Annotated in this window: 10 protein-coding genes and 2 pseudogenes; 11 read left to right on the top strand and 1 reads right to left on the bottom strand. The window is 40.2% G+C overall.

Going from position 1 to position 12,707, the window contains the following annotated elements; translation table 11 throughout:
• Positions 1–153 precede the first annotated feature (153 nt).
• The 9 genes and pseudogenes from P20429_RS04870 to nth all read left to right on the top strand — a co-directional run bounded on the left by P20429_RS04870 (position 154) and on the right by nth (position 9,550).
• A complete protein-coding gene (locus tag P20429_RS04870) occupies positions 154–2,097 on the top strand; it encodes an EAL domain-containing protein (RefSeq protein WP_007585367.1) in 1,944 nt (647 codons plus the stop codon).
• A 15-nt stretch (positions 2,098–2,112) separates the two neighbouring features.
• On the top strand, positions 2,113–2,931 hold the full coding sequence (locus tag P20429_RS04875; RefSeq protein WP_007585360.1) for an ABC transporter substrate-binding protein: 819 nt from the start codon (positions 2,113–2,115) through the stop codon (positions 2,929–2,931).
• 81 nt (positions 2,932–3,012) lie between these two features.
• The gene (gene rsxA, locus P20429_RS04880) at positions 3,013–3,594 is read left to right on the top strand and encodes an electron transport complex subunit RsxA (RefSeq protein WP_008172491.1); all 582 of its coding nucleotides are present in this window, start codon (positions 3,013–3,015) and stop codon (positions 3,592–3,594) included.
• Position 3,595: 1 nt separating this feature from the next.
• On the top strand, positions 3,596–4,150 hold the full coding sequence (rsxB, locus tag P20429_RS04885) for an electron transport complex subunit RsxB (protein ID WP_007585357.1): 555 nt from the start codon (positions 3,596–3,598) through the stop codon (positions 4,148–4,150).
• Between the two features lie 8 nt (positions 4,151–4,158).
• Positions 4,159–6,480: pseudogene (gene rsxC, locus P20429_RS19795) on the top strand (electron transport complex subunit RsxC).
• Positions 6,477–7,535 (top strand): electron transport complex subunit RsxD, encoded by a 1,059-nt coding sequence (gene rsxD, locus P20429_RS04890; protein WP_007585350.1) that lies wholly within the window; start codon positions 6,477–6,479, stop codon positions 7,533–7,535. The pseudogene rsxC and the gene rsxD overlap by 4 nt, the downstream one beginning before the upstream one ends.
• A complete protein-coding gene (rsxG, locus tag P20429_RS04895) occupies positions 7,532–8,173 on the top strand; it encodes an electron transport complex subunit RsxG (protein ID WP_007585348.1) in 642 nt (213 codons plus the stop codon). The genes rsxD and rsxG overlap by 4 nt, the downstream gene beginning before the upstream one ends.
• Complete coding sequence (locus P20429_RS04900; RefSeq protein ID WP_007585346.1) at positions 8,170–8,868, top strand: electron transport complex subunit E; 699 nt, start codon at positions 8,170–8,172, stop codon at positions 8,866–8,868. Before rsxG ends, P20429_RS04900 begins: the two co-directional genes overlap by 4 nt.
• Positions 8,869–8,917: 49 nt before the next feature.
• On the top strand, positions 8,918–9,550 hold the full coding sequence (nth, locus tag P20429_RS04905; protein ID WP_007379030.1) for an endonuclease III: 633 nt from the start codon (positions 8,918–8,920) through the stop codon (positions 9,548–9,550).
• 88 nt (positions 9,551–9,638) lie between these two features.
• Here nth and P20429_RS04910 read toward each other — a convergent pair whose 3' ends face one another.
• Positions 9,639–10,724 (bottom strand): helix-turn-helix domain-containing protein, encoded by a 1,086-nt coding sequence (locus P20429_RS04910; RefSeq protein ID WP_007585345.1) that lies wholly within the window; start codon positions 10,722–10,724, stop codon positions 9,639–9,641.
• A 169-nt stretch (positions 10,725–10,893) separates the two neighbouring features.
• Here P20429_RS04910 and P20429_RS04915 point away from each other — a divergent pair, with 169 nt between their 5' ends.
• Positions 10,894–11,988, top strand: coding sequence for a serine hydrolase (locus P20429_RS04915; protein WP_007585344.1), 1,095 nt, complete (start codon positions 10,894–10,896; stop codon positions 11,986–11,988).
• A gap of 228 nt (positions 11,989–12,216) precedes the next feature.
• A pseudogene (locus tag P20429_RS20400) lies at positions 12,217–12,462 on the top strand (endonuclease III); the annotation flags it as partial.
• Positions 12,463–12,707: the final 245 nt, after the last annotated feature.

Raw genomic sequence — 12,707 nt, 5'->3', positions numbered from 1 at the left:
AGCCAATTCTAAGAATTTCATAGACATCTCAAGCTAATTCCACTACTCTTCCTTATATAACTAAAGCATTAGTTTATTCCTTAATGCGCTGTACTTAGTTTATTAATCAAGGACTTGATTCCTTCCCTTTTGAATTATTAAAAGACTGAAAACATGGCTGGATTTAAAAAACTTATTTTTATACAAATTATCTCTTGGTTATTGTGTGTTGCAGCAGGAAGCTACTTCATATCTATAAGCTTTGATACTGCGGTAAGTGATGCACAAAAAAGTGCGCAAACTACTGTTACTAAGTATATTAATGACCTTTCTTTAGATGATATTTCTGCTCAAAATTTAAAACAATCAATTGCAGATGGTAAAACGTTTTCAAGCTTCACTCTAAGAGATTACCAAGGGGCTGAAATATTTAGCATTAACCCCCCTACTCAATTACCAATGTTTGCTGATTTTGTACTCTCTAACTTTAACTCAGTGCGCCCTCAATTTGCTGTAAATGACGCCTCAGATATAAAAGTTGAATTTGTACTTAACATTGAGCATTTAGCGTCGCAGCTACAAACGTCCCTTTTTATTGTTATTTTGATTTCTGCCATTTTAGTTATTATTCCTATAATTCTAATGAAATCTATTTTTTACCATTTAAATAAAAACATAAGTACAACAGTTGCTGACATTATCGATATTTATATCAATCAAAACCAAGTTGATAATGATTTAGAAACAGCACTAGATGGCACTCGATTGAAAAAAATGGGAAAAGATTTAGTACCTAGCTTTAATCGATTATCACATTTCTTAAAAAACAAAAACGAAGACATACAAAGCGCTGCTATGACTATTAAGCATGAAGCGTACAAAGATGTAATTACCTCCCTTGGTAATCGTAATATGTTTGTTGAGTACTACGAAAAAAATATTGAAAACACTGAGCAAAGTACATTTGGTTCTTTAGCTATGGTTCGTTGTAGCGAACTACAAGCTATAAACCAAAGCCGTGGTTATCAAAAAGGTGATGAGTACGTTAAAGGCGTTGCCGATATTATTAAGCACATAAGCGGCACTTACACTGGCAGCCAAGTATTTAGATTAAACAGCTCTGACTTTGCTGTCGTACTACCCCACATTCCTTTAAAAGAAGCTGAGCGCTTTGGTGAAAACCTGCAATCGCGCTTCACGCAGTACCAACAAAACCAAGAGTTAAGCTCGGTAGCTAATACGGGTATTGTAGGTTACGAAAAAGGTAAGCCGTTAGGCGAATTGCTTTCTGTTGTTGATAACGCAATGAGCATGGCGCAATCAAAACAAGTAAACGCATGGCACGTACAACGCGAAACCGATTTAGTTAATAACGTAAGTGCGGGTTTTGGTAACCAAAACTGGCGTAAGGTTATTAAAGAAGTTATTGAATCTAAGCGCGTGCATTTAGTGATGCAAAACATTATGCCGCTTGGTAAAAGCATAAAAGCCTACGCTGAAGTACAAGTTCGATTTAAAACAGAAGACAATCAAGTACTGCCTACCGCTTCTTTTTTAGCGATGGCCGAAAAGCTTGATATGGCAATAGAAATTGATCGCTTAATTATCGACTCTTCTCTTGAAAAGGTTAAAAGCCGTAATTTATCTGAAAAGTTTTTTGGTTTAAACGTAACAGCCTCTAGTGCACACAACGATCAGTTTGTAATTTGGCTAGAGCGCCGATTATTGAAAGATACGCATATTGCATCTAAACTTGTATTTGAAGTAAGTGAGTTTGGTTTACAGCAAAACATCAAGGCTAGTAAGCGCTTTATCGACATGGTTCACCGTGTTGGCGCACGCGTTACAGTTGAACGTTTTGGTGTTGGCTTAACTTCATTTAAGTTTTTCCGCGATTTAAAACCTGATTTTATTAAAATGGACGCAAGTTATACTCGCGGCCTCGAAGACGATAAAAACAATCAGTACTTTATGCGCTTAATGGTCGATTTAGCCCACCGCATTGGTGTTAGCGTATTTGCTGAGGGCGTTGAGAGCCAAGAAGAAAAGCACATTATAGAAACTTTGTGTTTAGATGGCGTTCAAGGTTATTACATAGAAAAACCTAAAGACATATAGTCTATTGGAGGCATCATGAAAAGAGTAATTACCTTTATTATACTTTTTATTATGCCTTTGAGTACGTACGCAAACGGCCCGCAAAAAGAATTAGTTTTTAGCACTCACAACTATCCTCCATTTTCATTTGTTGATGAACACGATAATGCCGCTGGCCCCTTTGTTGATATACTTACCTTAGCGTGTAAACGCCTCAATTATAAATGTGAGTTTATCAGCGTACCAAATCGTCGCTCTAAGCTCATGTTAAAAAACCTGCAAGCTCAAGGAAACTTTCCTATGGGCTGGAATCTTGACCGCAACGAATGGCTTTATTTTTCGATCCCGCTTATGAAAATGCAATATGGATTTTTTCAACCTGAGGGTGCAAAAAAAACCATCAAAAGCCTCAATGATCTACAAAAAATGCAAATTGCTGTTTTTGGCCCTTCAAATGCATCTTTTCAACTAGTTAAAATACAGCAACAAATGATTAAAGACGGATTGAGGGAATTTGATATTGTTTTACTCACTGATGCCAATGGTACGGGTGTAAAAATGATAGAAAACAATCGTATAGATGGGTACTTTGCCAATACTTTACAAGCACGCGCTAGGCTAAAACAGTTTAACTTACATCATGTTAATTTGGCCTTTTTACAAAGCGAATCCCCCTATTTTATTGGTTTTAATAAAATTCAATTATCTCCTGAACAAATTGCCCTATTTAATAAAGCACTATTAGATTTATACCAAGAACACGATCAATTTAAAGATATTTTAAAGCCATATAATATCGATCCTATTCTAATTACACCTGAAATCTTAAGTCACTTTAATATCATTACTGATTGAGTCGTTTATTTGCTTCTCATGTGTTGTTAATCGATAAAGAAAAAAGGATAATACCCACGTTTATTATAGCGTGAGGCACACATGACAGAATATGTCTTGTTATTGATTGGAACCGTTCTGGTTAATAACTTTGTATTAGTACAATTTTTAGGCTTATGTCCGTTTATGGGCGTATCAGGTAAGCTTGATACGGCGATTGGTATGTCTTTGGCAACCACGTTTGTGCTTACCCTTGCCTCTGTAACTAGCTATTTAGTTAATCAATATATTTTAATCCCTCTGGATATCGCCTTTTTACGCACCATGAGCTTTATTTTAGTGATTGCCGTTGTAGTGCAATTTACCGAAATGGTTGTGCGTAAAACAAGCCCTACTCTATATCGTTTATTAGGCATATTTTTACCGCTGATCACCACTAACTGTGCGGTATTAGGTGTGGCTTTATTAAATATCAAAGAAGATCATTCGTTTTTACAATCTGCAGTGTATGGTTTTGGTGCTGCGGTTGGTTTTTCTTTAGTGCTTGTATTGTTTGCAGCACTACGAGAGCGTTTAGCCGCTGCTGACGTTCCTACGCCTTTTAAAGGCGCCTCTATTGCAATGATCACTGCAGGCTTAATGTCGATGGCGTTTATGGGTTTTACTGGATTAGTGAAGTTTTAATATGACCTTGTTTTATGCCTTGATAGCGATTGGTTCGCTAGCACTCATTTTTGGACTTATTTTAGGGTTTGCAGCAATTCGCTTTCGCGTTGAAGGTAACCCTATTGTTGAGCAAATTGATACTATTTTGCCGCAAACTCAATGCGGACAATGTGGCTACCCGGGTTGTCGCCCTTACGCCGAAGCCATAGCCAATGGCGATGAAATAAATAAATGCCCACCGGGCGGCGAATCAACCATGAAAAAGCTTGCCGGCTTAATGGGTGTTGATGAAAAACCACTTGCCGGTGGCGAGCAAGCAGAACCTATAAAAACAGTGGCTTATATTCGCGAAGATGAATGTATTGGCTGTACCAAATGTATTCAAGCCTGCCCGGTTGACGCTATTTTAGGCGCAACTCGTCAAATGCACACTGTGTTAATTGATGAATGTACTGGCTGTGATTTATGTGTTGAGCCTTGCCCTGTAGATTGCATTGATATGCTACCTGTAGCCGAAACTAAACAAAACTGGAAATGGCAGCTAGATGCTATTCCTGTTACACAAATAGATTAGAGGTTTGAGTGGACAAGTTACTTGAACAAATAAAAAAAGGCACCGTGTGGGCATTTCCTGGCGGCATACACCCACCACAACAAAAATCACTCTCTAATAGTGCGAGTATCACTCGCCTACCTTTGCCCGACAAACTCATTGTTGCGCTTAAGCAGCACATAGGCGCAAACGGTAAGTTACTGGTAGAAAAAGGCCAACACGTCTTAAAAGGCCAACCACTTACAGCCCCTGCTGCTAACTGGTCGGTACCTGTGCATGCGCCAAGCTCTGGTGTGGTTACTGATATTGCACCTATGCCATCAGCACATCCATCGGCCCTACCTGAACTAAGTGTTATTATTGAACCAGACGGCAAAGACGAATGGGTAGCTCTAAATAAAAATAAAAATCCTGCTGAGCTTAGTCATGATGAGCTGATAAATATTATTCACCAAGCCGGTATTAGCGGTATGGGTGGTGCTGGTTTTCCTACTTATGTAAAAGCAGATACCAAGCAACCTATAGAATTTTTGATTGTAAATGCTGTTGAGTGCGAACCTTATATTACTGCCGATGACGTTTTAATGCGCGAACACGCTAGAGAAGTTATCCAAGGCATTGAAATAATGCAGCAGCTTTTAAACCCAACACTGTGCATTGTGGGTATAGAAGATAACAAGCCTGAAGCTATTGCAGCAATGAAGCAAGCAGCTGAGCATAACTCAAAAATCATTATTCAAACGGTGCCAACTATCTATCCATCTGGCGGTGAAAAGCAATTAATTAAATTACTTACTAACCGTGAAGTTCCTAGCATTGGTATTCCTGCCGATATTGGTATTTTAGTGCATAACACCGGGACTTTGTTTGCCGTACAACAAGCCGTTTATGAAGGTAAACCACTCATTGAACGTATAGTTACGGTAACAGGTAACACTATTCATAAGCCTGGGAATGTATGGGCACTACTTGGCACTGAAATAAAGCATTTACTTGATTGCCAAGGTTTCTCGCCTGTACCGCAGCAAAGTGTTGTGATGGGCGGCCCAATGATGGGCTTTACGCTACCCACAGTACGTATTGGCATAGTTAAAACAACTAACTGTATTTTAGCGCCTGATCATAAAGAGCTTGCGGAGCCCGGCCCTGAAAAAGCCTGTATACGTTGTAGCGCTTGTGCCGATGCCTGCCCTGCTTCTTTACTGCCACAGCAATTGCAGTGGTTTGCTAAATCAAAAGAGTACGACAAACTACAAGAGCATAATTTATTTGACTGTATTGAGTGTGGTGCTTGTGCATATGTGTGCCCAAGCGAAATCCCTCTTGTACAGTACTACCGTATAGCCAAAGTTGAAATTAAAGAACAACAAGCTGACAAAATTAAAGCCGACAGAGCAAAAGAGCGTTTTGATGCACGAAAAGAGCGTTTAGATCGCGAGCAAGAAGAACGTCAAAACCGCCATAAACGTAAACCTGCCGCTAAATCTGCTGACGAAAAGCAAAAAGTAGCAGAGGCACTAGCCCGCGTTAAAAATAAATCAGATAACGGCGATGAAAAATCAGCTGTTGCAGCCGCTATTGCACGCGCTAAAGCTAAAAAGCTAGGCGATCAATCTGCTGAATTAGAACCAGACAACAGCGAAGTAGCAAAAGAGCGCGCACTACGTAAAGAACAAGCGCGTAAATATAAAGAGCAAAAAATCTCAAACAGATGAATCAGCCGAGACTGCACCCGTTGATGATAAAAAATCAGCAGTCGCTGCAGCCATTGCTCGCGCTAAAGCTAAAAAGGCAGCACAAGCAGCAAGTGAAGAGCCACAAAACGATGCCCCTATTGATGATAAAAAGTCAGCGGTAGCGGCGGCCATTGCTCGTGCTAAAGCTAAAAAAGCGGCTAAAGCATTAGATAGCGCTGAGCAAACAGTGAGTGAAGAGCCACAAACTGATGCCCCTGTTGATGACAAAAAGCAGCCGTAGCGGCGGCCATTGCTCGTGCAAAAGCTAAAAAAGCAGCTAAAGCATTAGAAGAAGCCGAGAAAATCGTGAGTGAAGAGCCACAAAGCGCTGCCACCGTTGATGATAAAAAGGCAGCGGTAGCGGCGGCCATAGCTCGTGCTAAAGCTAAAAAAGCGGCTAAAGCACTTGAAGGTACCGAACAAACTCAGCCCCAAGAGCTACAAGTTGATAGCGCAGCACCTAAGAGTGCAGAAAGTAACACCGATGACTCATCAGTTCTTATTAACGCAGATAAACCTAAATCAGCCGACGATAAGAAAAAAGCCGCCGTGGCTGCTGCAATTGCGAGAGCAAAAGCTAAAAAGTTACAAAAAGAAGGAAATAATCAGTCATGAAATTAACCATGGCCAGTTCGCCGCATAATCACAGCCATAAATCGTTAACGCGATTAATGCTTAGCGTTATTGCTGCGTGTATTCCTGGGCTAATTGCTCAAGTTTTCTTTTTTGGTACAGGTGTGCTTATTCAACTGGTGCTCGCGCTTTTTGCTGTAAGCGTATTTGAAGCTGCAATAATGCTAATACGAAAGCGCCCTGTTTGGCCTGCATTAAGTGATGGCAGTGCGTGGCTTACTGCCGTGTTATTGGCATTGAGTATCCCTCCACTTGCCCCTTGGTGGATAATCGTGATTGGCTGTTTATTTTCTATTGTTATAGTTAAACAGCTTTATGGCGGCCTTGGGTTTAATTTATTCAATCCAGCAATGGCGGCTTATATACTGCTTTTAGTTTCGTTCCCAGTGCAAATGACCGCATGGTTGCCTGTCACCGATTTAATAAATACGCCAATAGGCTTTGCAGATCAGCTAAGGCTAATATTCACCGATTTTACGGCCTCTGGGTTTAGCCTAGATCAAGTCCGTGCAGGGGTTGATGGCCTAACAATGGCAACACCGCTGGATACTGTTAAAACAGACATAGCACACGGTTTAACCGTTACCGAAAGCATGCAAAAGCCACTATTTAACGAATGGGCTGGCCTTGGTTGGGTGTGGGTTAACTTAGGCTTTTTAGTGGGTGGTTTATACTTATTAAAAGCAAAAATAATTAACTGGCATATTCCTGTCAGTTTTATCGCAAGTTTAGCTGTATGTAGTGCTATTGGTTATATCGCATCACCTGGTACAGAGCCGGGCACCCTATTCCACTTATTAAGTGGTGCCACTATGATGGGGGCCTTTTTTATAGCAACCGATCCGGTATCTGCAGCAACAACTAACAAAGGGCGCTTAATTTATGGCGCGCTAATTGGCTTACTAATTTATTTAATTCGTACTTTTGGTGGTTTTCCTGATGCCATCGCATTTAGCGTATTATTGATTAATATTGCAGTGCCGCTAATAGACTACTACACACAGCCGCGTACTTATGGCCATGGAGCAGTAAAATGATCATTTCCTCAATGGCTAAAAATGGTGCTATTTTAACTGCGTTTGCGTTAGCAACAACGGGCTTAGTTGCCTCTATCAATGCACTTACTGCTGATAAAATTGCAGAGCAAGAACAACTACAACTTACTGCGCAGCTACAAGAAGTGCTCGACCCACAATCATACGACAATCAACTATCACAAGATTGCGTAATTATTACTGACGAAAAACTAGGTCCACACGCAGAACAAGTAATTTACCGTGCTCGTAAAAACAATAAACCAGTCGCTGTTGTCATTAGGCATGTTACGCCAAACGGCTACAGTGGCGATATAAATCTATTAACCGCCGTTTTAAGTGATGGCACCATAGCGGGTGTACGCACTACTAAACACGAAGAAACTCCTGGTTTAGGCGACAAAGTAGAAGTTAAAAAATCACTTTGGATCACCGCATTTAAAAACTTAACGGTTGAAGGTGAAGATGACGCTCGTTGGGCTGTAAAAAAAGATGGCGGCCAGTTTGATCAATTTACAGGTGCAACCATAACGCCCCGTGCTGTTGTGGGCTCTGTTAAAAATGCCGTATTGTTCGCACAAACTAATTTTGATGATATTTTTGCAGCACCTAATGCCGAATGTTTAGAGGTAACTAAATGAGTGAGTTAAAAACATTATACAAAGAAGGTGTGTGGGTAAATAACCCTGCCCTTGTACAGCTTTTAGGTTTATGCCCACTGCTTGCCGTTACCTCAACTGTAACAAATGCCCTTGGTTTAGGCTTAGCAACTTTACTGGTACTAATAGGCTCCAATGTTACCGTATCAATTGTGCGTAACTGGGTGCCAAAAGATATTCGTATACCTGTATTTGTCATGATCATCGCGGGCTTTGTAACTATAGTTCAATTACTTATGAACGCTTATACCTTTGGTTTATATCAATCATTGGGAATTTTTATCCCGTTGATTGTAACTAACTGCGCCATTATTGGCCGCGCCGAGGCATACGCCTCTAAAAACCCCGTTCATTTATCAGCATTTGACGGCCTAATGATGGGTTTAGGCTTTATGATTGTGCTTGTTGTTTTAGGCGCAATGCGTGAGTTAATTGGCCAAGGTACGCTGTTTGACGGCGCCGACTTATTACTTGGCCCATGGGCACAGAGCTTGCGCATAGAAGTATTTAACTTTGATAACCAATTTTTACTCGCCATTTTACCACCGGGTGCCTTTTTAGGGCTTGGGCTGCTTATTGCTGCAAAAAACGTAATTGACGCACAAATAAAATCAAAGCAAATTGCACCGCCAGAGGCTGAAAAGGGTCCTCGAGCACGTGTTACTAGCTTAACTTAAAGGGAAAGCGTATTAGAGCAACAATTAGCACTAATACGTTTTAAGTTGCATGAATAAAGAAAAACGTCACCAAATACTGTCGCGCCTGCGCGACGATAATCCACACCCAGTAACAGAACTTGAATATTCAAGCCCGTTTGAGTTACTAGTAGCAGTAACTCTTTCAGCGCAAGCAACCGATGTAGGTGTTAATAAAGCCACTCGAAAGTTGTTCCCTGTTGCTAATACACCCCAAGCCATTTTAGATATAGGCCACGATACACTGCGTGATTATATAAAAACCATCGGCTTATTTAATTCTAAAGCTGCCAACGTTTATAAAATGTGCCAAATTTTGGTAGATGAACATAACAGCATCGTGCCAGAAAATCGTGAAGCACTAGAAGCCCTTCCAGGCGTTGGCCGTAAAACCGCTAATGTTGTACTCAATACCGCCTTTGGCTGGCCTGTAATAGCAGTAGACACACACATATTTCGTGTTTCTAATCGTACTAAGCTTGCTATGGGAAAAGATGTTGTTGCCGTAGAACAAAAGCTTGAAAAAGTAGTCCCTGCTGAATTTAAAGTAGACGTGCATCATTGGCTAATACTGCACGGGCGTTACACCTGCGTAGCGCGTAAACCTAAGTGTGGCAGCTGTATTATTGAAGACTTGTGTGAGTTTAAGGATAAAACAGAATAGGATTGAGACGGTTTAAGCGATCAAGAGTTGGTCACTGTCATTTAGTCCAATGGCTCAATTCTACAAAGCGGATGGTAAAAAAATCCAGTCATTGCCTTTCTTTAATTTGTTTTTCTCGGTACTCAGACGGCGATAGGCTGGTAAGCGCTTTGAACTCTTTGTTAAAACTGGACTTGGTTTGAAATCCAGAGTCAAACATAACTGCCATAATCGAAAGTTGCGGTTGCTCTACCAATAACCTCCTCGCAAAGTTCACTCGCAAACGATTTATACGCTTAGTGTAACTCTCTCCATAATGATGATTAATGGCGTTTGAGAAAAGCCGATCCGAGACACCAAGCTTATCAGCCATTGCCTTTAAGGAAACCACTTCCTTGGTGTAGATGGTCGCATCTTCAATTAACTGTTCAAAAGCACATATAATAGTTTGAAAAACTTGAAGGTTTTTAGATTCGATATTTTTTCCAATTGAAGTACTGAAGGATGTATACAACCAATCAAATAGTGGCGATTTTTGCAGGGCTAAAAATATCGCAAAACTTATGATGATCACCTTGAATAAGATGGTCATCATCAGCGCAATTGACTGAAAGGTTGTTTTACCAGTAATTATTTCCAAGACTATGAGCACGTCGAAAATTAAAACCAACCAAGAATATGCGGTAAAGATCAAAAGCCAAAGATATATTGTTTTGTTAAATCCTTGAGTTACACTTTCCGTATTTTCTGGCTCAGTCTGGAATGTCGCTTTTTTACACCAACTTAAATGCGATAGCAGTAATGCATAACCCATCAACGATAGCAGTATCGAAAAATCTGCAACAGACCTTCCTTGTTCGCTTAGCATTAACACCAAAACCAGAGCCGCAGGAACAAGATGAAGCAAGCTACTACGCTTTAATCGCCAGTTGATTTGAAACGCACTTTGAAACATCAAATACGCTAATGGACCAAACAATACTGGCATTGTCGGTTGCAATGCTGCGATGAGCACATTTGAGCTATATGTTAAGTTGAAACCCAATAATAATGCATGTATCCCCAAGACCATAAAGCAAGCACCTAGTAAGCGGACTGCTAATAGATTGGAAGACTTTTGAAGAAATAAATGCAATGCCATAAGCACGCACAGCACGGCAACAACCGTATTCAAATTTACAAGTAATAGATTCATTTCTAATTAAGCCTCATGTATAAGCTCTTTCCATTTGCGTAAGCCTTGGGATTTTCCATTCCATTTATTTGCTATGCAACAAAAACTTTGAAAATTTGAGACCTCAAACGCGTTTAAGGACGATTTAGTGGCTTTAGTTTTCTAATATCACGGCAAACAGGAGGAAAACATGATTCTTACACAGCTCGCTTTTATATTAATTATAGTCTCTTTTATGTCAGGGCTAATTAAAGCCGAAGAAATTGGTATTAAACAACATCAACAATTACATCAAATATTTGTTGATCATGGTTTTAGTGGCACAGCAATGGTCACTAAAAATGGCAACCCAGTGTTTCATCAAGGTTACGGTATGGCAGTTAAGGAGTGGCAAATTGCAAACTCCGCAAACACTAAATTTCGTATCGCGTCTTTGTCAAAAACCTTTACGGAAGTTGTCATTATGAAGCTGGTAGAGGACGGTCAATTAGACATTAACGAACCGTTAAAACGCTACTTACCAGATTTTCCTGCCAATTATGGAAATGAAGTGACCCTGCTTCATTTAATGACACATAGGAGTGGAATACCGAGGTTTTTTAACATACCTGGCTGGGTTAATGGAAAATCCGTTTCACTTCATACAAAAGAGTTTTTTATATCTATGATTGCGGATATGCCAGTTGCGTTTAAAGCTGGCTTGAAAAGGCAATACTCAAGCGCTAACTACTATCTCCTTGGTGCGATAATTGAACAAGTTACAGGTAAAAAGTTTGGTCAGGTTCTGCAAGAAAAAATCTTTAAACCGCTGAATATGAAAAACACCGATGTATACCGTCCGGGCCAGCTAGTTGCAGGTCTTGCTAGCTCTTACAAAAGCATTAGAGGTAAGTACTCGTTTTGCCCTAATATTGAAGGTGAATTCTGCTCAGGAGGAAATGTAAATCTAGCACTGTTTATAGCCAGTGGTTCAATGTACTCAACTACCGAAGACCTCGCACTTTGGGCACAGGCGCTCGACGGTAATAGTTTACTCAGCGAGAGCAACAAGGCATTTTTATTTAACCCCAACACTCAAGCGAGTTGGAATGTTCAAACGATTGCATTATCAAACAAAAAAAGTTTAAAGCTTTTAGTGGCCGATGGAGAATTGGAGGGTAACAGCTCTATGTTAATCAAACTACCCGAGGAACAAATCACAATAGTAATGTTGAATAACACAGGGATGGAATATCGAAATAAGGCGGAGCTAGGCCTTAAAGTTATAGGTGTGATGCTGCAGTAATAAGCGATGGTCCGGCAAGTGGTGCTTAAAGCGCGCAACCTTAATAATGACTCAAAATAGTGTCATTCTTGTAAAATTAACGGTTAGAAATTTGGGTTGAGACGTTAACATGCTATTATACAATTATGAGCTGGATTCGATGTCCATTATTTTGCTTTAAATTATAATCATAGTTTGAAGACGAACAGCTATTGTTGGCGCCAACCGAAACATCTACCTTCCTTATACTTCGGTTGGCCTGTAATAGCAGTAGACACACATATATTTCGTGTTTCTAATCGTACTAAGCTTGCTATGGGTAAAGATGTTGTTGCCGTAGAACAAAAGCTTGAAAAAGTAGTTCCTGCTGAATTTAAAGTAGACGTGCATCATTGGCTAATACTACACGGGCGCTAAACCTGAGTCGCACGTAAACCAAAGTGCGGTAGTTGTATTATTGAAGACTTGTGTGAGTTTAAAGAAAAAACTGATTAGTTCCAAAAGCGCGGCATAAAACCGCGCCTACAAATACAACGCCAACCCTGTAGTCGCGAGTTTACCTCGCGCAATAAAGCACAAGCCCCAAAAGCGCGACATAAAGCCGCGCCTATCAATCCATCTAGATAAAACATTTTTATACGTGAGGGCATGTTAGTGAAATAGAACAATTATTAGAACATTATCAAAGTATTAATTTCACAACGCTCACTCCTTTGGTTATGCTAGTGAGCATTATAAAA

Origin of the sequence: Pseudoalteromonas sp. BSi20429 (assembly GCF_000238895.1) — a bacterium.
Taxonomy (GTDB): domain Bacteria; phylum Pseudomonadota; class Gammaproteobacteria; order Enterobacterales; family Alteromonadaceae; genus Pseudoalteromonas; species Pseudoalteromonas arctica.
This window is presented reverse-complemented; position numbering and strand designations above follow the sequence as displayed.